22 protein-coding genes are annotated in these 24,923 nt (G+C 54.5%); 15 read left to right on the top strand and 7 right to left on the bottom strand.

Annotated elements, in window-relative coordinates; genetic code table 11:
• Entirely contained in the window at positions 1-3,252 is a 3,252-nt protein-coding gene (locus tag AAGR22_RS21275; RefSeq protein WP_345829484.1) for a transporter substrate-binding domain-containing protein, read from the top strand.
• Positions 3,253-3,374: 122 nt separating this feature from the next.
• Here AAGR22_RS21275 and AAGR22_RS21280 read toward each other — a convergent pair whose 3' ends face one another.
• On the bottom strand, positions 3,375-4,004 hold the full coding sequence (locus tag AAGR22_RS21280) for a YfdX family protein (RefSeq protein WP_067700386.1): 630 nt from the start codon (positions 4,002-4,004) through the stop codon (positions 3,375-3,377).
• Positions 4,005-4,243: 239 nt separating this feature from the next.
• On the opposite strand from AAGR22_RS21280, the gene AAGR22_RS21285 reads away from it, so the two are divergent.
• The 3 genes from AAGR22_RS21285 to AAGR22_RS21295 all read left to right on the top strand — a co-directional run bounded on the left by AAGR22_RS21285 (position 4,244) and on the right by AAGR22_RS21295 (position 5,516).
• The gene (locus AAGR22_RS21285) at positions 4,244-4,816 is read left to right on the top strand and encodes a DUF308 domain-containing protein (RefSeq protein WP_067700388.1); all 573 of its coding nucleotides are present in this window, start codon (positions 4,244-4,246) and stop codon (positions 4,814-4,816) included.
• Positions 4,817-4,843: 27 nt separating this feature from the next.
• A complete protein-coding gene (locus AAGR22_RS21290) occupies positions 4,844-5,143 on the top strand; it encodes an HdeA/HdeB family chaperone (protein WP_067700391.1) in 300 nt (99 codons plus the stop codon).
• A gap of 130 nt (positions 5,144-5,273) precedes the next feature.
• Positions 5,274-5,516 (top strand): hypothetical protein, encoded by a 243-nt coding sequence (locus AAGR22_RS21295; RefSeq protein WP_067700393.1) that lies wholly within the window; start codon positions 5,274-5,276, stop codon positions 5,514-5,516.
• A 154-nt stretch (positions 5,517-5,670) separates the two neighbouring features.
• On the opposite strand, the gene AAGR22_RS21300 is transcribed toward AAGR22_RS21295, so the two are convergent.
• From AAGR22_RS21300 to AAGR22_RS21310, 3 genes are read right to left on the bottom strand one after another with little or no spacing between them, the layout of a single operon-like run.
• Positions 5,671-6,258: a Slp family lipoprotein gene (locus AAGR22_RS21300; RefSeq protein ID WP_067700396.1), complete on the bottom strand. Its 588-nt coding sequence runs from the start codon at positions 6,256-6,258 to the stop codon at positions 5,671-5,673.
• Positions 6,259-6,317: 59 nt separating this feature from the next.
• Positions 6,318-7,589 (bottom strand): phosphatidylserine decarboxylase family protein, encoded by a 1,272-nt coding sequence (locus AAGR22_RS21305; protein ID WP_345829490.1) that lies wholly within the window; start codon positions 7,587-7,589, stop codon positions 6,318-6,320.
• A gap of 40 nt (positions 7,590-7,629) precedes the next feature.
• Positions 7,630-9,129, bottom strand: a complete 1,500-nt coding sequence (locus tag AAGR22_RS21310) for a basic amino acid/polyamine antiporter (protein WP_345829492.1) — start codon at positions 9,127-9,129, stop codon at positions 7,630-7,632.
• A gap of 268 nt (positions 9,130-9,397) precedes the next feature.
• Between AAGR22_RS21310 and dalD the strand changes: the two genes are divergently transcribed.
• Both dalD and AAGR22_RS21320 read left to right on the top strand, forming a co-directional pair.
• Entirely contained in the window at positions 9,398-10,804 is a 1,407-nt protein-coding gene (dalD, locus tag AAGR22_RS21315; RefSeq protein ID WP_345829494.1) for a D-arabinitol 4-dehydrogenase, read from the top strand.
• Positions 10,801-11,331, top strand: a complete 531-nt coding sequence (locus AAGR22_RS21320; protein WP_082804050.1) for a SemiSWEET family transporter — start codon at positions 10,801-10,803, stop codon at positions 11,329-11,331. Before dalD ends, AAGR22_RS21320 begins: the two co-directional genes overlap by 4 nt.
• On the opposite strand, the gene AAGR22_RS21325 is transcribed toward AAGR22_RS21320, so the two are convergent.
• Positions 11,255-12,250 carry an acyltransferase gene (locus AAGR22_RS21325; protein WP_345829497.1) on the bottom strand — a complete coding sequence of 332 codons (996 nt, stop codon included), beginning with the start codon at positions 12,248-12,250 and terminating at the stop codon, positions 11,255-11,257. The two genes, AAGR22_RS21320 and AAGR22_RS21325, sit on opposite strands and share 77 nt — an antisense overlap.
• A 221-nt stretch (positions 12,251-12,471) precedes the next feature.
• On the opposite strand from AAGR22_RS21325, the gene glyQ reads away from it, so the two are divergent.
• From glyQ to AAGR22_RS21340, 3 genes are all read left to right on the top strand, one after another.
• Complete coding sequence (gene glyQ, locus AAGR22_RS21330; protein WP_067700411.1) at positions 12,472-13,383, top strand: glycine--tRNA ligase subunit alpha; 912 nt, start codon at positions 12,472-12,474, stop codon at positions 13,381-13,383.
• Positions 13,384-13,392: 9 nt separating this feature from the next.
• Entirely contained in the window at positions 13,393-15,462 is a 2,070-nt protein-coding gene (gene glyS, locus AAGR22_RS21335) for a glycine--tRNA ligase subunit beta (RefSeq protein ID WP_067700414.1), read from the top strand.
• Positions 15,463-15,678: 216 nt separating this feature from the next.
• A complete protein-coding gene (locus tag AAGR22_RS21340; protein ID WP_067700417.1) occupies positions 15,679-16,728 on the top strand; it encodes an NAD(P)-dependent alcohol dehydrogenase in 1,050 nt (349 codons plus the stop codon).
• A 32-nt stretch (positions 16,729-16,760) separates the two neighbouring features.
• On the opposite strand, the gene AAGR22_RS21345 is transcribed toward AAGR22_RS21340, so the two are convergent.
• Positions 16,761-17,054 carry an HTH-type transcriptional regulator gene (locus tag AAGR22_RS21345; RefSeq protein WP_067700420.1) on the bottom strand — a complete coding sequence of 98 codons (294 nt, stop codon included), beginning with the start codon at positions 17,052-17,054 and terminating at the stop codon, positions 16,761-16,763.
• 391 nt (positions 17,055-17,445) lie between these two features.
• Here AAGR22_RS21345 and AAGR22_RS21350 point away from each other — a divergent pair, with 391 nt between their 5' ends.
• The 6 genes from AAGR22_RS21350 to AAGR22_RS21375 all read left to right on the top strand — a co-directional run bounded on the left by AAGR22_RS21350 (position 17,446) and on the right by AAGR22_RS21375 (position 23,728).
• Positions 17,446-18,162, top strand: coding sequence for a DUF3053 domain-containing protein (locus AAGR22_RS21350; RefSeq protein ID WP_345829500.1), 717 nt, complete (start codon positions 17,446-17,448; stop codon positions 18,160-18,162).
• A 443-nt stretch (positions 18,163-18,605) separates the two neighbouring features.
• Positions 18,606-20,546: a PTS mannitol transporter subunit IICBA gene (locus tag AAGR22_RS21355; RefSeq protein ID WP_345829502.1), complete on the top strand. Its 1,941-nt coding sequence runs from the start codon at positions 18,606-18,608 to the stop codon at positions 20,544-20,546.
• A gap of 101 nt (positions 20,547-20,647) precedes the next feature.
• Positions 20,648-21,796 (top strand): mannitol-1-phosphate 5-dehydrogenase, encoded by a 1,149-nt coding sequence (gene mtlD, locus AAGR22_RS21360; RefSeq protein ID WP_345829504.1) that lies wholly within the window; start codon positions 20,648-20,650, stop codon positions 21,794-21,796.
• Between the two features lie 103 nt (positions 21,797-21,899).
• Complete coding sequence (locus AAGR22_RS21365) at positions 21,900-22,424, top strand: MltR family transcriptional regulator (RefSeq protein ID WP_304439230.1); 525 nt, start codon at positions 21,900-21,902, stop codon at positions 22,422-22,424.
• A gap of 72 nt (positions 22,425-22,496) precedes the next feature.
• Complete coding sequence (locus AAGR22_RS21370) at positions 22,497-22,859, top strand: YibL family ribosome-associated protein (RefSeq protein ID WP_067700434.1); 363 nt, start codon at positions 22,497-22,499, stop codon at positions 22,857-22,859.
• Positions 22,860-23,215: 356 nt separating this feature from the next.
• Positions 23,216-23,728, top strand: coding sequence for a hypothetical protein (locus AAGR22_RS21375; RefSeq protein WP_345829505.1), 513 nt, complete (start codon positions 23,216-23,218; stop codon positions 23,726-23,728).
• Positions 23,729-23,816: 88 nt separating this feature from the next.
• Here AAGR22_RS21375 and AAGR22_RS21380 read toward each other — a convergent pair whose 3' ends face one another.
• Positions 23,817-24,887 (bottom strand): sugar ABC transporter substrate-binding protein, encoded by a 1,071-nt coding sequence (locus AAGR22_RS21380; protein WP_345829507.1) that lies wholly within the window; start codon positions 24,885-24,887, stop codon positions 23,817-23,819.
• Positions 24,888-24,923 lie beyond the last annotated feature (36 nt).

Genomic DNA, 24,923 nt, shown 5'->3' on the forward strand with positions numbered 1-24,923 from the left:
ATGCAGAAGCTCCATTTTTTCCTGATAACATTATTCTTTTTGATGTGTTCGTCGTTTGCGGCAGAATCACCCTGTAACGTTGAAATAAAAGGGCACTACATCACCCCGGTGAAAGAAATCCGCTTAAACCGGGATCAGGCTCGCTGGCTGGAAAAAAAGGATCGTCTGCTTATTGGCATCGCGATGCCCGATGTCTTGCCGCTTCTCTTTCATTATCCCGACGACGATTATCAGGGCGTGCTGGCCGATTATCTGTTTCTGCTGCGCTCCAGCCTGCGCATAAACGTGGTGATTAAAAAATATGGCTCACAGGCCCTGGCCTCCGCTGCATTGCAGAATAACGAGGTGGATGCGCTGCTTATTCTTCCCGACAGCAACGTTACGCCAGGGAAGCAGTTTCAACGCACCCATGCGCTGATGACTTTTCATCCTACGTTAGTCGCCGCGCAAAATCGTGCACTTCCGCTACCGCTTTCGCAGGGCCGGGAGCGGGTCACCGTCGCCGTTCACCGTAGCTATCCCGCCGCCCGGGCGGTTGCGCAAAACTTTCCAAAGGCCATACTCCGATTTTACGACAATGAACATCAGGCGCTACTCTCCGTCGCTACCGGTGAGAGCGACTATTTTCTCGGCTATAACGTCACCGCGAGCTATAACATCGAGAAGTATTTCCCGCAGTCCCTGACGATTGTTCGCTATCTTAACAGGCAGCAACGGGGAGTCGTTTTTCTTACCCGGACTAATCAGCCGCAACTGCACGAGGTACTTAACCGGTTTATTTCCGCTATTTCAAATGAACAGCACGATCAGCTGGCGCAGTACTGGCTGGAACGGGGCAACCTCTCATTTCTGAATAATCCCTTATCCTTAACGGCGAGGGAAAAGAGCTGGATCAAAGCCCATCCCAGGCTTCGCGTCCTGATTAACCGCTATTACCCGCCGCTCTCCATGGTGGATCAAAACAACACGCTGCGTGGGGTAAGTGCCGATTTACTGAATATCATTTCTCTGCAAACAGGCCTGCAATTTGAACCCGTCGCCGTCAATTCTAACGAGGAGATGCGGCAGAAAATGCTTAATCATGAAGGGGATTTAATCGCGGCCGCGACCCTGAGTGAGGCGAGACAGACGCAAATAAACTTTAGCCTCCCCTGGATCCGCCAGCATTATGTGGTCGTCTCCCCGCTCAGTGTCAGCCCGGGGGCCCGGCTGGAACAGCTTGAGCGGATTGCGATACCCCTCCACTTCGCCATCAGCGAGCAGCTTAAGGCGCGCTATCCGCACGCAAAATGGATCCTGGCCGATAACTCTTCCATGGCGCTGTCGATGGTGGTGGAGGGGAGCGCGGATGCCGCAGTGACCACGGAAATTACCGCTAACTATCTGGTGTCGCGATATTATCCCCAGAACCTGCACTATGCCCCTCTTTCCGATATTCCCTCTGCGCTGGTGGGGATCGCCACCTCCCGCCAGGAGCCGGAACTGCAATCGATCCTTAATAAGGCGCTACAGGTCATCCCCCCGCGTGAAATACTGCAAATGGTGGGGAAATGGTCAAAGATGCCCAATGTCGAAATTGAGACATGGAATTTATACAGTAAGCCCTTTTATCTGATGCTGACGGTGGCCGCCTTTATTTTTCTGCTGATTGTGTTTTGGGGCTACTTTCTGCTGCACAAATTTCACAAGCGCGGGCAAAGTGAACGGGAGTTACAGCAGCGGCTGGCAAACCGGGAAGCCTTTTCGCAGTGTCTGGAAGCCGAGAAAAACAGAGCAATACACGCCACCCAGGCCAAAAGCCAGTTTCTGGCCAGTATGAGCCACGAAATACGCACCCCGGTCAGCTCGATTGTCGGCTTTCTGGAGCTGCTTTCCCGACAGCACCTGACGCCGCAGCAGAGTCAGGAGGCTATTGAGCTGGCCACCGCTACCGCGCAGTCTCTGCTTGGGCTGATTGGCAACATCCTTGACGTTGATAAAATTGAGACCGGAAATTATCAGTGCGAGGAGCAGTGGACGGATGTGGCGGCGCTGATCGGTGAGATTTGTCGTACGTTTGATATTAAAGCTGCCGACAAAGATATTGCCCTGACGTGCAGCATGCAGCTGCCGCCGGGCATTCAGCTGCTTCTCGATCCTCATGCTCTGCGGAGAATAGTCACCAATCTGGTGTGCAACGCCCTGAAATTTACCGCTCAGGGCTGCGTAGCGGTGTCGGCAAAACTTATTTCGGCTAAGGGGACCTCGGGACGCCTGGCGCTGGTTATCCGTGATACTGGCTGTGGGATCGATGAGGAGGAGCAGAAACGCCTCTTCCACCGCTACGTTCAGGGTGAAGAGGGACGGCAGCAGATCGGTTCGGGTTTGGGTCTGGTTATTTGTCGGGAATTAGTCAGCCTGATGGCGGGTACGCTGGAGATGGAGAGTACGCCCGGTCAGGGAACGACCTTGACGATAATTCTGCCCGTTGAGATCGCCGAGGCGGCGCCCGTGAGTGCCCGCTGTGACCGCCCGATGATGGCGCCGCTGCCGGCCCTGTCGATTTTGATCGCGGATGATAATCCGGTGAACCGCCTGCTGCTCAAAAGGCAGCTGAACGCGCTCGGCTATGAGGTTGATGAAGCGCGGGACGGCGAGGAGGCGGAGCAGCTGTGTCTTAAAAAGCGTTATCACCTGCTTATCACCGACCTTAATATGCCGAAGCGAGATGGTCTCATGCTGACCCAGGCGCTGCGCGGTCAGCAGGCCGATCTGGTCATCTGGGGGTTAACGGCCAGCGCCCTGCCGCAGGTACGGGAAGCCTGTTTACAGAGCGGTATGAATGAGTGCCTGTTTAAACCGCTCTCACTGGAAAACCTCGCGCAGGCGCTGTGTAAGCTGCCCTCTGAGCAGCCTCTGGTGCCCGACACTCAACATGTAAAGATCTCACTGCTGAATGCGAATACGCAGGGCAACCGCGCCCTGACGGACGAGATCCTGACCACCTTTCGCAGGGAGGCGGCGAAGGACCTGGCGGCGGCAAAACGTGCGGCTGAGCAGGACGATCGGGCTGGCTTTAAGCGGGCGATTCATCGCCTGCACGGCTCGGCTCAGATCCTGGAAATTGACGCGCTGCAACGCTGCTGTCGCGATGTGGAGGAGAAATCTCCTTCCCAGCTTACCCGCCCTGTTCGCAACGCGATAATTGCAGAGGTCTCACGTATTGTGCAGGAGCTGGAGGCCGAGCTGGCGAGGCGATTCAAAATTGCGTAAATGCACGGATACGTCCCGGGCAGAAAAAACGTCCCTGTTTTTTCATCAGACACATCGTGTAATAAAACCGGGGGATGCAGTAAGACGCGCAGCGAGTTAGCGGTCTTAGTTAGCGATCTTGGTTAGCGGTCAACAACCACATCGCTTTCCACCACGATGGCATCTTCCGCGTTTTTGAGCATCAGATTGGCTTCGTAATATTTACCATCATTCAGCATGCGCTGGGCCTCAGTCACATCATGACGCGTATGATTCAGCGGCATCAGCTCCTGATTTTCCATAATACCGATACCGGTCTCACGCAGCGTCTCCACTGCACCTTTCTTGTCACCTTTTGCCAGCTTAGCATTGGCCTTTTTAATGGCTGCTTCTTTCTCTGGCGTTGCAATATAGTTTTCTGACACGGCGATGGCGGCATTAATGATCACATACTTATCATCGATCATTCTGGCTTTATGGTCGGTCTTCTCAAATCGGGTCCAGTCGATGCTGTCATCGGCCAGCATTTTTTGCGCGTCAGCGGTCAGCTTTTTGGCCATATCAGGCTGTCCCTGAAAGATAGCGACCCGCGCCAGGCGGATATCACGCATGGCGATCATACCCTGGGTGGCGATATTCTGTGCATCGGTGACTTCTTTCTGCAGTGACGCTGAAGCGGCGGCGCTGGATGAGGCCGTTTCGGTGGATGCAGCCCATACCGGAGAGGCGGCCAGCATGGAGGTCAGTACGCCAGCAATAATGATTTTTTTCATTTGTTTATCCTTCTGAATATTTAAACTGTGGGAGTAAAATACTAATTAATAACCTCGACTGACGTAATCAGAGCCGGACGTTGATAATCAGTGATTACGCCTACAGCTGTAGGACAGAACTGAAACCCCCCACCCTTCTCTCTTATTTATCCCTGTTAGCGCGTGCATTACCCTACCAGGGTTCGTCAATACGCCCCCCTGGAACAGGTAGAAAATGATTAATAAAAAAAGGAAGGATAATGATAATTATCAGTAATGAGAAACTGAATCAGCTAAGCACGAAAGCATTCGAGCACTATCGACGTTCAGCAACCGTCATGGCTGTTCTGCTGCTTATTTGTGGCATGTGCTGCCTGGTTTATCCCTTTATTATGGGGGTATATATCAGCTATCTGGTCGGCTTTTTATTCGCCCTGTGCGGCCTTTATGCCCTTGGAAGCTGCTTTATCTTTCGCCACCGGGGAAAGAAAGCGCTTCTGCTGACGGTTATATTTGGTCTGGTATGGCTGATTATGGGTTATTCACTGCTGATCAATCCCGTCTACGGTATGATTTCGCTGACTACCCTAATCTGCTTTCTGTTTATTTTCGGAGGCATTTCGCGTATCGCCGCCGGGATCAGCATGCGTAAAAGCAGCGGTGCGGGCTGGCAAATTTTGATTGGTCTTCTGGATCTCATCATCGCCGTCCTCTGGCTTTCCAGCAGTGAAACCCAGACCTTCATTATCACCACCCTCTTTATTGGTCTTGAGATGCTCTTTACCGCCTGGGGCATTCTGATGATGCGTCAGGCGCTGCCTGCAAGAATTTAACCCTGAGTAATTAATCCGGAGATCGTTATGAACGTAAAAACCACCCTTTCTGCTTTCATCCTCTGCGCAGCAATTTCAGCCCCATTTTGCAGCGCCTGGGCTGAGTCATCTGCGCCAACGGAGATGAGCTGTAAAGAATTTATTAACCTCAACCCGAAAGCGATGTCGCCCGTCGCCTTCTGGGCGCTGAATAAGGATATTGATTTCAAGGGCGGAGATTTTGTCGATATGAATCAGGTCAATACCCTTTATATTCCCAAATTAACCCGGCAGTGTAAAACGAATCCGAATATGAAAGTCGTCGATGCGGTGAAAAACGCCGATTAGCCTGCACAGGCTGGTTGTGGCTGGATTTTATTTCGGATCGCTCAGCGTAATAAATCCTCCTGCTGAGTATTTCGCACCTTCTCAGGCCAGTCTTTAAGACTGGCATTTTTTATTAATGGACATAGTTAACATGAAAAAACGCAGTGTCGCCGTCGCTCTGTTATTTATCTTTCTCTTCTATACCTGGTTCTCTACCGACCCGGAGGAACTTCCTCTTACCCCGGTAAAACCGGAAATCAATATGATTAACGAGCCGGAATCCGCAGAGGAAAGCCCGTCAGACCATGTCGTACATATCGTGAGAGACGCAGCGGAAAAGGGCCTGCGCGTGATTAATTTTTCCTGGTCGGACCTGAGGGAACAGGCATGGTAAGTAGAGGTTGAAGACGACGAGAGAAAACATTGAAGGGATCGTAAGTAAACGTTGAAGGCGTCGTGAATTAATATTGAAGGGATCGTAAGTAAACGTTGAAGGGGTTGGGAGTAAAAATCCGCCACGGTTTCCCGTCGCGGATTGGTTTTTTTCGTTACCTGACCAGATACGACCCATCGGCAACCGGATAGACGCCGTTAAGGCCGTCGCCCGGCAGTGGATAGCCCCACTCGGGCGACCAGGCATAGCTCATACCGTCAAAGGGGATAAAGTTCTCCTCCTGCTGCCATACCTGATAACCGGCGACATTTAGCCTGAGGAATCGGTAAGGCGTCTGCCCGATTTTTAGCGGCTCCGTACCCTCAATCTGACCGAGGACCGTAATATAACGATGGAGCACATTCACCGGATCGATAAAGTTTTTACTGTACGCCAGAATACGCCCCTGATAGCTATCTCCCAGGACAGGTTTCGCCGAACGATTGAGCGGCAGGATGGCAATTTCCATAATGGTCTTTTCAGGCAGATTAATGACGTTTATTACCTTACCGCCCAGCCGCACCTCACGGCCCTGATATAACGAAGGCGCCTGCGAAATTTTCTCGAATGATGCCGGACTGATCGCCCCCGGCTCGCCGCGTATGCTCTGCGGCACGGAGGCACAGCCGCTCAGAAAAAGAATAACGGACGACAGCACAACGCCCTTGAAGGTATGCCTGGCAGCGAAATGAGATTTTTTCATAAAGAACTCGTATGCATTGGGAAGAAAATGCCGGAGAGGATGCTCCCCGGCCGTTGAAATTAGCGGCTGATAATGCGAGCCAGAACGCTGTTGACGGGGATATTGCTGCTATCCAGGCCCGGGGTCTGCCCCCTGAGGTCAAACTCAATGTTCACCTTAGGTCCGAAAAACAGGCAGTGCGTGGAGCCGCCAAAGTGAAACATGCCGAGCTGATCGCCCTTACGGACGGTCTGGCCTTCATAGACGGTCACTTCACAGGTCGACACTTCGGCCATGCCCACCGCCATAAAGCACATCAGCCCAATGTCAGGATGATCCGCTTCGATGAAGATCAGCGCCCGACTCGCCAGTTCGGTGATGTAGCCCTGGGAAGCATTCGGCCCGGCCGTATCTTCCCCTTCGCTCAGCGTTTCGGAGTAGTAGGTGCCGTCGATGATGCGGGTTTTAACGACACGGCCCGAGACGGGCGCATGCCAGCGGTGATAGCTCAGGGCGCTTAAAAACGCCTGATAAATTGTCCCACCCACAAAATGTGATGCCAGCGGATCGTTGTTCATCATAAATTGCAGCGCGTAAGGCTGTGATTTAATCCAGAATTTATCCTTCAGCTGAACCTCCTTCGCCAGCCGATAGGGGGCAGATTCACAGGCGTTAACCACCACATCATCATTTTCCGGCGCGGCTATCGGCCTGACCCCCTTACGAAAACGGCGGGTAAAGAAGTCGTCCCAGGAGGTAAAACCGTGATGGGGAAGCGAAGGATCGCAGATAAAGTCATCCACAAACGTCGGCATCGCCCGGCGCGCATCTTCGCCAAACCAGCCCGAGCGCGGGTCTTCACTGAGTACGGCGGCGCTCTCTTTCGAGCGCAGAAAGACCGCCCACTCATTGAGTATCGCTTTGATATGCTGATTAATGCGCTCGTCGAGGAAGCCACTCCAGCCGCCCTGCGTCGCCATTGACCAGTTGAGGATGGCATTGAAAGGGAAACCGACCAGGCCCGTTTCATCGAACTCCGGGGCATGCGTCATGATGACGTTAATCAGTGCGAGCATATGCTGATAATCGCGCACCTGCGGCAGCCCGGCTGGCGAAAGCCGGTGGGCTTCATCCTCGCTCACTTCATCAAACATTTGCGTAAACAGCATCCAGGCCCTGGGATCGGTCTCGATAAAGGTTTTGAACGCATCGACCACCGGCAGCAGCGGCTCGCTGCTTTCATCCGCTTTACGCATGATTTTCAGCATCCAGTCATGCAGGGTCTGCCGATCCGCGGGCATCCATTTCCCCACGGTATAGGTTTTATTACAGGGCTTTATGTCAGTTTTCATTGGAACTCCACTTATAAACGAGCGATGAAATTAAGGTTGATTACGATGGCTGGTAGACCTGGGGCAGATGGCCGGTAAAGAGCATCCACAAACCGACCAGCGCGGCGATGACGATAAGCAGTGCCAGCAGGCCTTCGTTGCGGGTAAACACCGGCTGGTCGGGCGACTGCTCTTTACGGGCGCGGATGAAGACCAGCAGTCCGATGGCGTAAATGGCACATCCCACCAGAATGAAAGAGAGCCCGGCGGCATAGACCAGCCAGATGCCGTAAAGCGTGGCCAGAACGCTGGTGACAAGCGCGCCGATGCGGCTGAACCGGGCCTTTTGCGGGTAACCCCCCGTTGCCAGCACCTTCCATAAGAAGGCCGCGGAGCCGATATAGGCAGGCAGGATCACCACGCCGGTGATCGACAGCATGACGTTCCAGGCATTGTGGGAGAAAAAGACCAGCAGCATCGCCGCCTGCATCACCAGGGTGGACACCCACAGCGAGTGCGAGGCGACGCCGTTAGCACTGGTTTTGGCGAAAAATTTTGGAAAGGTGCCGTCTTTGGCGCAGGCCCACGGCAGTTCGGCCACCAGCAGCGTCCATACCAGCCAGGAGGAGAGCAGCGCGATAATTACGCCAACATTGATAAAAATACCGCCCCAGGGTCCGACCAGCGCTTTAAGGATCGAGGCCGTGGAGGGCGCCGCCATGGCAGCCAGCTCACCCTGCGAGAAGACGCCAAACGGAATAATACTGACCAGCACAAACAGGACGGTGGCAATGATAAAGCCGAGAAAGGTGGCGCGACCGACGGTACGTCCATCGGCCTTATCGGACATCACGACCGCCCCTTCAATGCCGATATACATCCACAGCGTTACCAGCATGGTGCTTTTGACCTGATCAAAAATATCGCCCAGCGGTTTGTCCTGTAGCGCGTTATCGCGGAGGTGGCCCCAGAAATCCGATCCCATCAGATGGTGGTTGAAAGCGAAGAACGCCAGCACGACGATAAACACCACGACGGGAATAAACTTCGCGACGGTGCCGATGCTATTGAGCACCGAAGTGCCTTTCACGCCGCGCATCACAAAAATACTCAGCGCCCAGATAATGACCGACGCCACGGTGATGGCCTGCCAGCTGTTACCGCCTTTGAAGTAGGGTGGGAAAAAGAAGTTCAGCGCATCCATTAACAGAACGGCGTAGCCGACGTTGCCAAAGGCCGCTGACATCCAGTATCCCCACGCAATCAGGAAGCCGGTCAGCTTGCCGAAGCCCGTGCGGGAGTACATATAGATCCCGGAGGTCATTTCGGGATGCACATCGGCAAGGATCTGAAAGGTTCTCGCCAGGAAGAAGATCCCCAGCCCGGTAATCACCCATGCGATAAGAATGGCGCCCAACGCCGCCGACTGCGCCATGTTTTGCGGGATATTAAAGACCCCGCCGCCAAACATGGCGCTGATGACAAGTAACGTCATGGCAAGAACGCCAAACTGCTTTGTGGCCTGAGCTTTTGTCGCTTTGGCCTGCTTTTTTACCGCCATTAACTGCTCCTGATAGGGACGAAAATCGTTGTCGGCTATCTTGAGCGCAAGCGCGGAAAGTAAATATCAGAGTGCAGTTAGGGGTCTGTCGAATTTGTCCGTAGCCTGTAAGACTGGGCTGATATCAGCGCGGCGGTGAGGGTGATTCACCTGTCGATTTTCCTCACTTGCAGGCAATCGTGTTCAGGCTATTTTTTATCCAGTGCTCATTTTGTGCTATTGTTACTGGTAACATTGGCACAATCCGCAAGGGGTTTAAGGAGAAAGTTTGAGTATTGATCCTCAAAAAAAATCGATATGGTTGCATCTGGGTTCAGGCGCTTTTCACCGCGCGCATCAAAGCTGGTATCTTAATCAGCTCAAAGAAAAGGGCGATGACCGCTGGTCTCTTTCTCTCGCGAATATCCGCAACAGCGCCACGCAAAAAACCCTGCAACAGCTTGCCCACCAGCAGGGTCGCTACACGCTGGAAATCATCTCGCCCGAGGGGCAAAAGCAGTATCAGACGCTGCGAGCCATTGAAAACGTCATTCTCTGGGATGCGGGACTGCGTACGCTGGTTGATGAAGCCGCGCGCGCTGAGACAAAAATTATCTCCTTTACCGTCACCGAGGGCGGCTATTTCCTCGATGATGAGGGGCATCTCGATCTGACCGACAACGCTATCGCCTCGGATTTACAAGAACAGGCGGAAACCATCACGCTGTACGGGGCGCTGGTAAAGATACTGCGTGCAAGAATGGCGCGCGACAGCGGACCGATCACCCTGTTGAGCTGCGATAACCTGCGCAATAATGGCGATAGCTTTTATCGAGGATTGATGGCGTTTCTCATGGCAAAACAGGATCCGGCGCTGCTGGCGTGGGCCAGCCAAAACACCTGTGCGCCAAACAGCATGGTTGATCGTATTACGCCCAAATTCGACGCAGAGATTTACACGCGCCTGGCGCAGAACGGCATTCATGATGATGAAGCGCCGCTCTCCTGTGAATCGTTTTCCCAGTGGGTGATGGAAGATAACTTTATCGCCGGTCGTCCTTCACTGGAAAAAGTGGGCGTGGAATTTGCCGAAAACGTTACTCCCTATGAGGAGGCGAAGATCCGCGTGTTAAACGCCTGCCACAGCGGCGTGGCCTGGGTGGGTTCCCTGCTGGGTAAACGCTATATTGATGAGAGCCTGCTGCCACAGGTCAGGCAGTGGATGACTGACTATGTTATGCAGGACGTCAGCGCGGCGCTGCCTCCGACCAACATTGATTTAGCGGAGTACTGCGCGACCACGCTGCACAGGTTCAGCAACCCGTGGGTGCGTGATACTAACCAGCGCGTCTCTTCCGACAGCATCGCCAAGCTGCATGAATTTATCGTGCCGACCCTCAAAGCCTGCTATCAGCAGGGAGCGACACCCCGCGCGACGCTGATCCTCCCCGCCCTTTATTTCCGCTTTATGCAGCAGCGGGATCGGGAGACGCTGGGCTTTGAATATGAGGATCGCGCGCTGGAAAGCGTAGACTTTGCGGCGATATTCCGCGCCGGGGATCCGCTGGCCGCATTTGCAAAAACAAAAAAACTGTTCGGTTCGCTAAGTGAACAGCCTGAACTGCTGGCCGATTTACGGGATGCCGTGCAGCGGGTGGATACGCAATTGCAAATTATGGGGAGAGAACAGGCGTGAAAAATATCCTGATTGTCGCCGCAACGGTGATTCTGGCACTGCTGTCGATCGTTTTCCTCTCGCCGTGGCCGGTTGCCCTTGGCACGCTGGCCGCATGGGTGACCACCGGCTCGTTTTTCCTCCAGGTGCTGCACATCATCAGGAATAAAGATACCAGCGGGCTGTCGCTCGGCATGTGGGCTTCGCTGTTCTTCGGCGTTTCATGCTGGACGTGGTATGGCTTTCGCATGGGCGATATCCCGGTGATGTCGGCCAATGGGCTGACGGCGCTGCTGGCGCTGGCGGTGATCCTGCTCAAGCTTTATCACGAAAGGCCGGGGAAAAACCGTATACGCCGCAGGCTGGTTGCCATGCCAGGCGTGATCCTGCGGCCACGCATCAGTAGCCTGCGCCCGCTTAAAACCCGGACGGCGGCGAATCACCGTAAAAATAAAGCGTCGCCGCCGCGCGTCAGCTCACCAGACGCCGCTTATCAATCCGGTGCAGAAAAACGCCCAGCAGCAGGCTCCCCGTCAGGGCGACCGTAAATACCAGCGGAATGTCGAGTAGCGGATGGCGGGTATTATCCAGGCCGTGAGTGCGCATAAAGTGAATAAACAGCGCATGGAAGCCATAAATGGGCAGGGAATAGCGCGAAATCGCGGCGAGGATCGGTAAAGGGCGCTGATTCAGGCCGTTCTTAAACAGGATCAGCAGGCTGACGGCGGCAATAAACACCACCGGCCCGCAGTAAAGATACCAGGTATCGGCAAATGCGCCGTTAATCGCCATCTGCTTTTTCGTTCCCATCGCAATGCCGGCAACGCTGGCGATAAACACCAGCCCGGCGAGCCAGTTCACGCCGCGCCGGTGGGTGTCCATCATGCCAATGGCGCGGCCAAACAGCGCATAAAGCACGTAATAGAAGCTGTCTCCGCTGATATAGAGATTCAGCGGCAGCCAGTGCACCCGCCCAACCGACTGGTCAACGGTATTTGGATTTGCCAGCACCGCCAGCACCAGGGTGACCATCGCCAGATACCCCGCGGTTACCGGCTTGACCTGAATCAGCGGCGACAGCAGATAGATGCCGATAATGGCAAAGAAAAACCACAGGTGGTAAAACACCGGCTTTTGAAACACATATTTAAGGGATAACCCTTCGCTAATCGGCGTCAGCCAGGTGATATAGGCCAGCGCGACCGCGCTGTAGAACGCCAGACAGAGGGCAATGCGCAGAAAATGTCGTCCCTGCGCGCTACGCTCGCCGAAAAACAGATAGCCGGAGAGCATAAAAAAGATCGGTACGCAGACGCGCGAGGCGGAGTTAAGCAGGTTGGAGAGGTCCCATGTTCGCTCGCCGACCACCGGAGCATGCGTGACATACCAGGTGGTGGTGTGGATCATTATCACCATCAGACAGGCCACCGCGCGCAAATTATCTATCCAGCCGATCTTATCCTTCATTTCTGTTCTCATCTGTCCTGCTTGTTGCGTCAGTGCGTAAAAGAGGGTAGCCGGGCGGCGATCGTTCAACAAGCCTCAAATCATAGAATTCAGACTGGGATGATGCCGCGCCAGAGTCCGATCTGAATAAGGTTGTCCGCGACTGCGGGCTGACTAACGCCCGGTCAAAGGGTATACTGACGCCCACTTTTATCACCTCTCGTATCGCGTGCGAATTCAAAATGCAAAAGTTTGATACCAAGACCTTTCAGGGACTGATCCTGACCTTACAGGATTACTGGGCGCGCCAGGGCTGCACCATCGTTCAGCCGCTGGACATGGAAGTGGGTGCTGGCACCTCTCATCCAATGACCTGCCTGCGTGCGTTAGGGCCAGAGCCGATTGCGGCGGCCTACGTTCAGCCTTCACGTCGTCCTACCGATGGCCGCTACGGCGAGAATCCCAACCGCCTGCAACATTATTATCAGTTTCAGGTGATCATTAAGCCCTCCCCGGACAACATTCAGGAGCTTTATCTCGGCTCGCTGAAAGAGCTGGGGATGGACCCCACCATCCACGATATTCGCTTCGTGGAAGATAACTGGGAAAACCCCACGCTGGGTGCCTGGGGTCTGGGCTGGGAAGTGTGGCTGAACGGGATGGAAGTCACCCAGTTTACCTACTTCCAGCAGGTCGGCGGCATGGAGTGTAAGCCAGTGACCGGTGAAATCACCTACGGCCTGGAGCGCCTGGCGATGTATATCCAGGGCGTGGACAGCGTGTACGATCTGGTCTGGAGCGACGGCCCGCTGGGCACGACCACCTACGGCGACGTGTTCCACCAGAACGAGGTCGAGCAGTCCACCTATAACTTTGAATATGCCGATGTCGACTTCCTCTTTACCTGCTTCGAGCAGTATGAGAAAGAGGCGCAGAGCCTGCTGGCGCTGGAGAAACCGCTGCCGCTGCCGGCCTACGAACGCATTCTGAAAGCGGGTCATACCTTTAACCTGCTGGACGCGCGTAAAGCGATCTCCGTAACCGAGCGTCAACGCTATATCCTGCGCATTCGCACCCTGACTAAAGCCGTGGCTGAAGCCTACTATGCGTCGCGTGAGGCGCTTGGCTTCCCGATGTGCAATAAGAAGAAATAAGAGGCCGCCATGACTGAGAAAACTTTTCTGGTGGAGATCGGCACTGAAGAACTCCCACCAAAGGCCCTGCGCAGCCTTGCCGAATCCTTTGCCGCAAACTTTACCGCTGAACTGGACGCCGCTGGCCTGACCCACGGCGATGTGAGCTGGTACGCCGCGCCGCGTCGCCTGGCGCTGAAAGTGGCTAACCTGAGCGCCGCCCAGCCGGATCGTGAAGTGGAAAAACGGGGTCCGGCCATCGCGGCCGCGTTTGATGCTAATGGCACGGCCACCAAAGCCGCCGAAGGCTGGGCCCGCGGCTGCGGCATCACCGTCGATCAGGCCGAGCGCCTGAGCACCGACAAAGGTGAATGGCTGCTCTATCGCGCCCACGTGAAGGGCGAAAGCGCCCAGTCGCTATTGCCTGCGATGGTCAGCACGTCCCTTGCTAAACTGCCCATCCCCAAGCTGATGCGCTGGGGCGACTCCGACGTGCAGTTCGTCCGTCCGGTGCATACCGTGACGCTGCTGCTGGACGATGAGATTGTTCCCGCTACCATTCTGGGCGTCACGGCGGCGCGCACCCTTCGCGGCCATCGCTTTATGGGCGAGCCTGAATTCACCCTTGACCGGGCCGACCAGTATCCGCAACTCCTGCTGGAGCGCGGCAAAGTTCTGGCCGATTACGAGGCGCGTAAAGCGCAGATTAAAGCCGGTGTGGAAGCCGCCGCGCGTGAGATTGGCGGCATCGCCGATCTGAGCGAAAGCCTGCTGGAAGAGGTCACCTCGCTGGTTGAGTGGCCGGTGGTGCTGACGGCGAAGTTTGAAGAGAAATTCCTGGCGGTTCCGGCCGAAGCGCTGGTTTACACCATGAAGGGTGACCAGAAGTACTTCCCGGTCTACAACAGCGCGGGCGAGCTGCTGCCTCACTTTATCTTCGTCACCAATATAGAGTCGAAGGATCCCCAGCAGATTATCTCCGGCAATGAAAAGGTGGTGCGACCGCGCCTGGCCGATGCCGAATTCTTCTTCAACGCTGACCGCAAAAAGCGTCTGGAAGATAATCTGCCGCGTCTGGAAACCGTGCTGTTCCAGAAAGAGCTGGGTACGCTGCGTGATAAAACCGACCGTATTCAGGCGCTGGCGGGCTGGATAGCCGGGCAAACGGGTGCCGACGTCAACCACGCCACGCGCGCCGGTTTGCTGTCCAAATGCGACCTGATGACCAATATGGTGTTTGAATTCACCGACACCCAGGGCGTGATGGGTATGCACTATGCGCGCCACGACGGTGAAGCAGAAGACGTTGCCGTTGCGCTTAACGAGCAGTATCAGCCGCGCTTCGCCGGTGATGCGCTGCCGTCTAACCCGGTGGCCTGTGCGCTGGCTATTGCCGACAAGATGGACACCCTGGCCGGGATCTTCGGCATCGGGCAGCATCCGAAAGGCGATAAAGACCCCTTCGCCCTGCGCCGCGCCGCGCTTGGCGTGCTGCGTATTATCGTCGAGAAGAAACTGCCGCTGGATCTGCAAACGCTGACCGAAGAAGCGGTGCGCCTCTACGGTAGCAAGCTGAGCAATGCAAAGGTGGTCGACGAGGTGATCGACTTTATGCTGGGTCGCTTCCGCACCTGGTATCAGGAAGAGGGCCACAGCGTGGATACCATCCAGGCCGTACTGGCGCGACGTCCCACGCGTCCGGCTGATTTCAACGCCCGTATGCAGGCCGTCTCACACTTCCGAACCCTTGATGAAGCCGCCACGCTGGCCGCCGCCAACAAGCGCGTGTCCAACATTCTGGCGAAGGCGACCGAGCCGCTGAACGACAGCGTGCAGGCCTCGCTGCTGAAAGAGAACGAAGAGATTAAGCTGGCGACCTATGTTTCTGCCCTGAGCAGCAAGCTGGCGCCGTGGTTCGCTGAAGGTCGCTATCAGGATGCGCTGGTCGAGCTGGCGCAGCTGCGTACCGCCGTCGATAACTTCTTCGAGAAGGTGATGGTGAATGCGGAAGATCGTGACGTGCGGATCAACCGCCTGACGCTGCTGGCGAAGCTGCGCGAGTTGTTCCTGCAGGTTGCGGATATCTCGCTGCTGCAATAGGCCCTAAAGGCTTAGCGTGATGACGTAAACATAAACGGGCGGATTTTTATCCGCCCGTTTATGTTCAGCATGACGCTAAGCCTCACCCTGTAAGGGTACATACCCTGCCTGTGGCAGCCTGTCACTGCAATACGTCACCTCCGCTTACAACTCCTCCTTGCCCCCATGGATACAATTCTTTACCCTACGCCGCTTTACCTTTCCGGGAGCTTTAACATGCAGGTAACAGGTCTGGCAGCAAAATCTGCCACTACGCCACTCGAACCTTTCGAATTTCAACGTCGCGAACTTCAGTCCGGCGATGTGCATATTGATATCCACTACTGCGGCGTTTGCCACTCCGACCTGCATATGGCGCGCAATGAGTGGGGCGTCAGCCAGTTTCCACTGGTGCCGGGACATGAAATCGTTGGTCGCGTCATCAGCACCGGCAGCGACGTAACCGCGTTTAAAGCAGGCGATCTGGTTGGCGTTGGTGTGATGGTAGACTCCTGCGGTCACTGCTCACAGTGTAACCAGGGCGAAGAGCAGTACTGCGAAGCGGGCTACACGGCCACCTATAACGGCGACGAGAAGGTTATCGGCGGCAAAACCTTTGGCGGCTACGCAGACAGCATCGTTGTGGACAGCAAATTTGTGGTTACCGTTCCGGAAAGCCTTGAGCTGAGCGCAGTTGCGCCGCTGCTGTGCGCGGGCGTGACCACCTGGTCCCCGCTGAAGCACTGGAACGTGCAGCCTGGCCAGAAGGTCGGCGTGATTGGCCTGGGTGGACTGGGTCATATGGCGGTGAAGCTGGCCCATGCCATGGGCGCGGAAGTGGTGCTGTTTACCACGTCGCCGTCAAAAGGCAGCGATGCGCTCCGCCTGGGGGCCAGTAAAGTGGTTGTCTCTAAAGATGCCGCGCAAATGGCAGCAGAGGTCAGCAGCCTTGATATCATTCTGGACTGCGTCGCGGCTCCGCACGATCTGGACCCGTACCTCAACACGCTGAAGGCGAACGGTCATCTGGTGCTGGTGGGCATTCCCGATGCACCCCATACCTCACCGGACGTGGCGCCGATTGTCTTTCGCCGCCTGAGCATTTCCGGCACATCCATCGGCAGCATCCGTGAAACGCAGGAGATGCTGCATTTTTGTGGTCAGCACAATATCGTTTCGGATGTGGAAGTGATTCGCCTGGATGAGGTGGAAACCGCGTTTGAACGGATGCTGAAAGGCGACGTGAAGTACCGCTTTGTGATCGATATGAAGGCTTCGCGCTCGTAAAACACAAAACCCGCCAGCGGCGGGTTTTTCTTTTATGCCAGCAGCTCGCGGCTGAGGCACGGATTAGACTGAATCAATTGCATTAACTTCTGTGCGCTGCGCGAAGGCCTGGTGCGCTTCGCTTCCCAGCTTTTCACCGATGAAACGCTAACGCCCATGGCCAGGGCAAACTCATCAATTTCCAGACCGGTAATTTCCCTGATACGTTTTGGTTCGGGCATCAATACTTCACCCTTTAATGGGGGAGCGGACTGGATCACTTCACGGGTCAATACAATATGCTCAAGGCTGGATAACAGCTCGGACATAGGATCTTTAATTTCCATAGAGCACTCCTCATTAAAATCACAATAGTGAACGGCCAGAGGGTTAGAACCTGAGTCTCAGGCTCATAATGCTGGCGGCCAGTTGCCACGGAGATGCTCTCGTCGTATACATAAAGAGTACAGCGCGGGGGTACGCCAGGATCATAAGTATTAGATCAGATTTGGCGATTTGCGTCGTAATTTGAGACTATTTTTCAACCTTGCTTTTAGCAAATGTTTCCATATCCGACCAACAGCCTTATACCGCGGCCCGCTGGCGGTTGAAGCGTAACGCTTAAGAGTAAGTTTAAGCCCTATCCCCGGCCTCCGAGTTGGACTATTCTTTAGGCGCGGCGTCTGCCGCCCTCATGCTTGCTTAAAACAGCCTTATTATTTACAGGAGTTACTTCCCATGACGACAGGAATCTCGCGTGCGTGGACGCGTCTGCTGGTGCCTTTCGCGGCACTGTTTCTGGTCTTGCAACTGACCGGCTGCGGCGATAAAGAAGCCGATCAGCGCAAAGCATTTATCGATTTCCTGCAAAACACCGTCCAGCGCAGCGGCGAACATTTACCGGCGCTGAGCGCGGATCAAAAGCAGAAGTTTGGTCCTTACGTTAATGATTACGCTATTATTTACGGCTTTTCCCAGCAGGTTAATCATACGGTCGATTCCGGTATCAAGCCCGTCGTGGATGAGCTGTCGGCCATTCGTATGCCACAGGATTACCTGACCCGCCGTGATTCTCTGCGCCAGGCAAGCGGCTCGCTCGGCGTGCTGACGCAGCAGATTCAGGCGGCCAGAACGCAGGCGGATAGCGGTAAGGCTGGCCTGAAACAACCGTCCGATCTGAAAGCGGTTTACGATAACGTTTATAACAAAGTGGTGACGCAGCCCGTCAGCGTACTGATGCCGCTGCTGCCCGCCCTGCAAACGCTTAGCCAGAATGCGGTGCAGACCGGTGATTTCCTGCAACAGCAGGGTACTCAGGTGACCTTTAATGGCCCGGCCATTCAGTTTCCTACCCAGCAGCAGGCTACGCAGTACAACCAGATGATGACTAACCTGTCGGCCAATTCACAGGCGCTGGCCCAGGCGCAGAGCGCGTTACAGACTACCTTCCAGTAACGCCCTGATACGGCAAGGATGCCGTTTTATCCCCCCTGCTCCGTTAGTAACTTATTTACATCCCCCTGCACCGCCCTTTAATTAACCCCCCTTTCGGCCTGCCAGGCAGAAAATAAAATTTGAATGAGATCACAATTTCAAAACAAACAGCCAAATATATAATGTGATGCTCATCACATTTATTCCCGATTAAGGTGAAAGATCCCGCCTGCGTATTTTATTTACAGCGTTTTATTGTGATCATTATCACTAAAATCCCCCCATACCCCACCCGAATCTAGTGATGTGGATCACACTTTCTCTGCTCACTACGCAGGCAGAAAGTCACGTGATAGAGTCCGGCTGCATACAGTGATACCGACGGTGCCACCGCGACTTCCTCAACTAAAAAATCTCTCGCGCGCGCTTTTTTGTCAGCGCGGAACAATAAGGGGTGTGTTTTTATGTCCTCATCAGATATCAAGATCAAAGTACAAAACTTTGGTCGCTTTCTGAGCAACATGGTAATGCCGAATATTGGCGCGTTTATCGCCTGGGGTATTATCACCGCGCTGTTTATTCCGACCGGCTGGCTGCCGAATGAAACCATGGCCAAACTGGTCGCACCGATGATCACCTATCTGCTGCCGTTGCTGATTGGATACACCGGGGGTCGACTGGTGGGCGGCGATCGCGGCGGCGTGGTCGGTGCAATCACCACCATGGGCGTGATTGTTGGTGCGGATATGCCGATGTTTCTCGGATCGATGATTGCCGGACCGCTGGGCGGCTGGGCCATCAAAAGATTCGACCGTCTGGTCGACGGCAAAATCAAAAGCGGCTTCGAGATGCTGGTTAACAACTTCTCTGCCGGGATTATCGGCATGCTGTTGGCTATCCTCGCGTTTCTGGCGATCGGTCCGCTGGTAGAGGGGCTATCACATATCCTCGCCGCGGGCGTAAACCTGATGGTGCAGAACAATCTGCTGCCGCTGACTTCAATTTTTGTTGAACCGGCAAAAATTCTGTTCCTGAATAATGCCATCAACCACGGTATTTTCTCCCCGTTAGGGATTCAGCAGGCGAGTGCAGCCGGTAAGTCGATCTTCTTCCTGATCGAAGCTAACCCCGGTCCGGGCCTGGGCGTGCTGATGGCCTATATGTTCTTTGGCCGGGGCAATGCCAAACAGTCTGCTGGCGGTGCGGCGATCATCCATTTCCTGGGCGGTATCCACGAAATCTACTTCCCCTATGTGCTGATGAACCCGCGGCTGATTCTGGCCGTTATCCTCGGCGGTATGACCGGCGTCTTTACCCTGACGCTGCTTAACGGCGGTCTGGTTTCCCCTGCCTCGCCTGGCTCAATCCTCGCCGTACTGGCGATGACGCCAAAAGGTGCCTACTTCGCTAATATCGCGGCGATTGTGGCCGCATTTGCCGTCTCTTTCGTGGTTTCCGCTATCTTACTGAAGACCAGCAAGGTGAAGGAAGAAGAGGATATCGACGCGGCCGCGCGTCGCGTTAGCGATATGAAAGCGCAGTCTAAAGGCCAGGTCGGGACGGCGTCTGCCGCCGCGAATGGCGCTAACGGCCTGAACAGTGATTTGAGCCTGGTGCGCAAAATCATCGTTGCCTGCGATGCCGGAATGGGTTCCAGCGCAATGGGCGCGGGCGTTCTGCGTAAAAAGGTTAACGATGCCGGTCTGACGAATATTTCCGTGACCAATACCGCCATCAATAATCTGCCGGGCGATGTGGATCTGGTCATTACCCACCGCGACCTCACCGAGCGCGCCCTGCGTCAGGCTCCTCATGCCCAGCACATTTCGCTGACTAACTTTCTCGACAGCGGACTCTATACCGACCTGACATCGCGTCTGGTGGAGGCGAATCGCAGCGCGGGCCATCGTGATAAAGTGAGTGCCGCCCTGAGTGATAGCTATGACGACAGCCAGGAGCATCTGTTCCGGCTGAGCGCCAGCAACGTTTTCCTCGGCAACCACGCCAGCAACAAAGAGCAGGCCATCCGCTTTGCCGGTGAACAGCTGGTGAAAGGGGGCTACGTTGAGCCAGAATATGTTGAAGCCATGCTCGACCGTGAAAAGCTCACGCCGACCTACCTGGGCGAATCCATCGCCGTGCCGCACGGCACCATTGAAGCCAAAGACCGCGTGCTGAAAACCGGGGTGGTGTTCTGCCAGTATCCTGACGGCGTGCAGTTTGGCGAGGAGGAAGAGGATATTGCCCGGCTGGTTATTGGTATCGCCGCCCGCAATAATGAACACATTCAGGTGATCACCAGTCTGACGAATGCGCTGGATGATGAGAGCGTGATCGCTAAGCTGACCACCACCTCCAGCGTGCAGGAAGTGCTGGATCTGCTGTCAGGTAAAAAAACAGCGTAGCGCATCAGGCTGACAGAATTGACCTCCCTGGGCCGGGCATGCCCGGCCCATTTTCCGGGTCGGGTTTGTCCGGCCCTCGATCGTTAATACGGGAAAAAGTTATGAAAGCATTACATTTTGGTGCCGGTAACATCGGCCGTGGGTTTATTGGTAAGTTACTGGCAGACGCCGGTATTCAGCTGACCTTCGCTGACGTCAACCAGGTGGTACTGGACGCGCTCAATGCGCGCCACGAATACCCGGTTCGCGTCGTCGGCGAAGAAGCCCAGCTGGAGATCGTGAAGGGTGTGAATGCGGTCAGCAGCGCAAGCGATGACATTATCCCTCTGATTGCGGAGGTGGATATCGTGACCACCGCAGTGGGCCCGCAGATCCTCGAACGTATCGCAGGCGGCATCGCCAAAGGGCTGATCGCGCGCAGCGACAGCGGCAATAGCCGTCCGTTAAATATCATTGCCTGTGAAAATATGGTGCGCGGCACCACCCAGCTTAAGGGGCACGTGCTCAAGGCGCTGCCGGAACAGTATCACGCCTGGCTCGATGCCAGCGTTGGCTTTGTCGATTCTGCCGTGGACCGCATTGTGCCACCTTCCGAGGCGGGTACGGCTGACCCCCTTGAAGTCACCGTTGAGACATTCAGCGAGTGGATCGTCGATAAGACGCAGTTTAAAGGCCCCCTTCCGGCGATCCCCGGCATGGAGCTGACCGATAACCTGATGGCGTTTGTCGAGCGCAAGCTGTTTACGCTCAATACCGGACACGCTATTACCGCCTATCTCGGCCAGCTGGCCGGACACCAGACCATCCGTGATGCCATTCTGGATGAGCACGTACGTAAGGTGGTTAAAGGGGCGATGGAGGAGAGCGGCGCGGTGCTGGTGCGGCGCTATGGCTTTGATGCTGATAAACATGCGGCCTACATTCAAAAAATTCTTGGCCGTTTTGAAAACCCCTGGCTTAAGGATGATGTCGAACGCGTGGGACGTCAGCCGCTGCGCAAGCTGAGCGCAGGCGACCGCCTGATCAAACCCACGCTGGGTACGCTGGAATATGGCCTGCCGCACGATAACCTGGTGACGGGCATCGTCGCTGCAATGCATTATCGCAGCGACCAGGACCCCCAGGCGCTGGAGCTGACAACGATGCTGTCAACGCTGGGGGTGCAGGCTACTCTGGTGGAGATTTCCGGGCTTGATGCCGACAGCGAAGTGGTCACCGCCGTAGTTAAAGCCTGGAACGCTATGGCATAATGCCCGCACTTCCGATTTCAACGGATGAACGGACAGGGTACGGCAAACGCCGTACCCGTTAAGGCGGCACCCCGCAGGGTCAGAGATTGATATGCAGGCTCTTATGGAAAAACCACAGGCTTTTGAGAATCGGGTGCTGGAACGCCTGAATGCAGGACGTTCGGTAAGAAGTTTTCTGATTGCAGCCGTTGAGCTGCTGGCCGAAGCCGTTAACCTGCTGGTGATTCAGGTTTTCCGCAAGGATGATTATGCGGTGAAATATGCGGTCGAGCCTCTGCTGCTGGGCAACGGGCCGCTGGGTGAACTGTCGGTGCGCCTGAAGCTGATTTATGGCCTTGGCGTAATCAACCGCAGCGAGTACGAAGATGCAGAACTGCTGATGGCGCTGCGCGAGGCGCTTAACGACGATGGCACCGATTACCGCTTTACCGATGATGAGCTGCTGGGACCCTTTGGCGAGCTGCACTGCGTGACCGCTTTACCCCCCCGCCCCGATTTTTCCATCGCCGATCCGGAGATGGTCGCCATGCTCCGGCAGCGCTACCAGCAGGTCGTCCGTTCCACCCTGGTCCTGTCGCTGACCGAACTGATTTCCCGCATCAGCCTCAAGCAGGCTTTCAAAAAGTAGCCGGCTGCTTTTCCCACTTCCTGCCGCTTTCGTGTATCCTTGCAGCAATGAATCACACTACGGTTAATGATAATGAAAGAACACGTTCAGGAAGAGATAAAGGTCCTCAGCGATAAGCTGGACGCCCTTACGCATAAAGAGCCACTGCTGCTGGAATCCGGTGATGCAGAGAAGCTTGGCGAGTTACAGGAAGCCAAAGACAAGCTGATTGCTGAGATTGAGCGCCTGCGTGAAGTGCGCGACGAGAACCTGAGCAAAGAAGCGCAGAAGCTGAAGCAGCTGCCGTTCAGCCGGGCGATCACTAAAAAAGAGCAGGCCAATATGGGCGCGCTGAAGAAAAGCGTGCGCGGTATTGTCGTGGTACACCCCATGACCGCGCTGGGCCGCGAAATGGGCCTGAAGGAAATGACCGGCTTCGCTAAAACGGCTTTTTAATCCTTACCTCCCTGCTGCGGGTATAAGGCTCCCTTATCCCCGCACGCCAACACAGTGTCACCCTGTGTAATCATTATCGCTGATTTTATCACCAGGATCGTCAGACGTTTTTTTAATGGTGTAAACATAAATGAGTCTTTTTTTATATTATTTTTCATAAAAAATAAATAGAGTTGAGGAGTTTATTTAAAGGATGAAAATAAAATGTCTATTACAAACATTATAAAAGCTTACATATTCAGAAAAACAGATGCAGCTTATGAACTCGCACAAAAAGACGAAAAACACATCGACCTCGCTAAGAGGTTGCTCGAAAAAAAATAAAGAACATTGTTAACAGACCCAGAATGTTTGATGTGAAAAAATATGGTGAAAATATTGAAAAATTAGCGAAATTATCTGGAATAACCAGATTATCGAATGTATCTAACCACCCTGTTGGTTCAAATAAAGATAAATTAAATATAAATCCGTTCGTCGCCTCTAATACCACTAAGGAAAAAACCGATGAACAGATGAAGATTGATGAATTTATGAATAGCGATGAATTTATATTCACAATGCTCAAAATGACCATTGACCATTGTAATAAGATACTAGATGAAACAACCGAAAATGCTAAATCGGATATGCGTAGTATTGTTACCAACCTGAGTGCGTTTTCAATGACTGAAAGAAAGGAGATGGCTGAGGCTGCAACAGCACTTTCAAATAAAAAAATCACCAGCGAACGCTCTTTCATCACTTATGGTAACTCCGCCCTCCCCCCGCAGAATGAATCAGAAGAACGGAGAGTTCTGCAAGCCCATGTGAAAGAAGTAAAAGCATGGTGTGACTCCATGTTAGACCCTAAGACAGCTTCTAAATAAACGGAGAGAACAATTATCATAAAATTAATGCCCTCTCCCGGGCAGAATATTTTGGGAAATGTTATTACCCGAATCGCACAAAAAACGCTTATTTCTTCGCGTACTTAGCCTGCAGCGTGGCAAACCACGGCGCGACAAAATCGGAAGACTCGCCCCAGCCCGGCAGGATTTTATTCAGGCTGGCGACGTTAACCGCACCGGACTGGCTGGCAAGCTGCCCCTGGGAAATGGCTGCCGCCTTAAACTGCCAGCTGGCCGGGGTCTTTTCCCCCCCGATTTTGTTCGCCACAAGACGCATATTGATAGCGCCAATAAGCTTGCTGTCTACCGCCACGGTCTGTTTCCACGGGCTGTTCTTCTGATGCATCAGCTGCAAATCCTGATTGGATACGTCGATGCTGTAGAGCTTGATCTCCGTGCGGCCATTCTCCTGCAGAGCCTTGTAGGCCCCCTGGGCAAAGGCATCCCAGGATCCCCAGATAGCATCGATCTTCCCTTTCGGGTATTTGGCCAGAATCGCCCCGATTTTATTGGCGGTGTCGCCCTGCACGTCAGAGGATACTGCGCCGATCGACTCCAGCTGGTGAATGCCCGGATTGGCCTTCAGCACTTTCTCATACACCACCTGACGGCGATCCATCGCCGGGAAGCCCGCGACCCACAGCTTGACGATATTCGCCTTACCGTTGGTGTCTTTGATCAGCTGATCGAGCGACAGCTGCGCAAGGGAAGCATCATCCTGCGCGGTGACGGTCACGCCCTCCACCGGCTGGTTAACCGGCGTATCGAACACGGAGACTTTAATACCCGCATCGGCAATGCGCTTCACCAGCCCGGTCGAATAGGGGTCTTTGCCGTGCGAGAGGATAATGCCGTCATATTTCTGGCTGATCGCCTGATTAACGAAGTCCTGGAAACGCGCGTCGTCACCGTTGCTCAAAAAGGTGCTGACCTTAAAGCCCAGACTGCGGCCTTCCTGAATGGCACCGGCAACAAACTGGGTGGTGTTGTCATCCGATCCCAGATTACGGATAACCGCAATGCGTACCGGGCCGGCGTGGTTGGCAATGGCGGCCGGAACGGCAGCGCCGGTCTCGGCAAAGGTCGGGGCGGTGGAGAGCAGGCTGATAGCAAGCAGTGCCAGTGGGAGCTTTTTCATTATTATTACTATCCTCTTAGACAGTCAGGGCGTCAG

It is taken from the genome of Erwinia sp. HDF1-3R (assembly GCF_039621855.1).
In the GTDB taxonomy this organism is placed as follows: Bacteria; Pseudomonadota; Gammaproteobacteria; order Enterobacterales; family Enterobacteriaceae; genus Erwinia.

What these genes read in the sequence shown, in the direction of transcription:
- AAGR22_RS21305 (WP_345829490.1), bottom strand. Translation starts at nt 7,589, where the DNA reads ATGAAAACTGACATAAAGCCCTGTAATAAAACCTATACCGTGGGGAAA.
- AAGR22_RS21345 (WP_067700420.1), bottom strand. Translation starts at nt 17,054, where the DNA reads ATGGAAATTAAAGATCCTATGTCCGAGCTGTTATCCAGCCTTGAGCAT.
- AAGR22_RS21280 (WP_067700386.1), bottom strand. Translation starts at nt 4,004, where the DNA reads ATGAAAAAAATCATTATTGCTGGCGTACTGACCTCCATGCTGGCCGCC.
- AAGR22_RS21275 (WP_345829484.1), top strand. Translation starts at nt 1, where the DNA reads ATGCAGAAGCTCCATTTTTTCCTGATAACATTATTCTTTTTGATGTGT.
- AAGR22_RS21285 (WP_067700388.1), top strand. Translation starts at nt 4,244, where the DNA reads ATGATAATTATCAGTAATGAGAAACTGAATCAGCTAAGCACGAAAGCA.
- AAGR22_RS21290 (WP_067700391.1), top strand. Translation starts at nt 4,844, where the DNA reads ATGAACGTAAAAACCACCCTTTCTGCTTTCATCCTCTGCGCAGCAATT.
- glyQ (WP_067700411.1), top strand. Translation starts at nt 12,472, where the DNA reads ATGCAAAAGTTTGATACCAAGACCTTTCAGGGACTGATCCTGACCTTA.
- mtlD (WP_345829504.1), top strand. Translation starts at nt 20,648, where the DNA reads ATGAAAGCATTACATTTTGGTGCCGGTAACATCGGCCGTGGGTTTATT.
- glyS (WP_067700414.1), top strand. Translation starts at nt 13,393, where the DNA reads ATGACTGAGAAAACTTTTCTGGTGGAGATCGGCACTGAAGAACTCCCA.
- AAGR22_RS21295 (WP_067700393.1), top strand. Translation starts at nt 5,274, where the DNA reads ATGAAAAAACGCAGTGTCGCCGTCGCTCTGTTATTTATCTTTCTCTTC.
- AAGR22_RS21380 (WP_345829507.1), bottom strand. Translation starts at nt 24,887, where the DNA reads ATGAAAAAGCTCCCACTGGCACTGCTTGCTATCAGCCTGCTCTCCACC.
- AAGR22_RS21310 (WP_345829492.1), bottom strand. Translation starts at nt 9,129, where the DNA reads ATGGCGGTAAAAAAGCAGGCCAAAGCGACAAAAGCTCAGGCCACAAAG.
- AAGR22_RS21370 (WP_067700434.1), top strand. Translation starts at nt 22,497, where the DNA reads ATGAAAGAACACGTTCAGGAAGAGATAAAGGTCCTCAGCGATAAGCTG.
- AAGR22_RS21325 (WP_345829497.1), bottom strand. Translation starts at nt 12,250, where the DNA reads ATGAAGGATAAGATCGGCTGGATAGATAATTTGCGCGCGGTGGCCTGT.
- AAGR22_RS21340 (WP_067700417.1), top strand. Translation starts at nt 15,679, where the DNA reads ATGCAGGTAACAGGTCTGGCAGCAAAATCTGCCACTACGCCACTCGAA.
- AAGR22_RS21365 (WP_304439230.1), top strand. Translation starts at nt 21,900, where the DNA reads ATGGAAAAACCACAGGCTTTTGAGAATCGGGTGCTGGAACGCCTGAAT.
- AAGR22_RS21355 (WP_345829502.1), top strand. Translation starts at nt 18,606, where the DNA reads ATGTCCTCATCAGATATCAAGATCAAAGTACAAAACTTTGGTCGCTTT.
- AAGR22_RS21300 (WP_067700396.1), bottom strand. Translation starts at nt 6,258, where the DNA reads ATGAAAAAATCTCATTTCGCTGCCAGGCATACCTTCAAGGGCGTTGTG.
- AAGR22_RS21350 (WP_345829500.1), top strand. Translation starts at nt 17,446, where the DNA reads ATGACGACAGGAATCTCGCGTGCGTGGACGCGTCTGCTGGTGCCTTTC.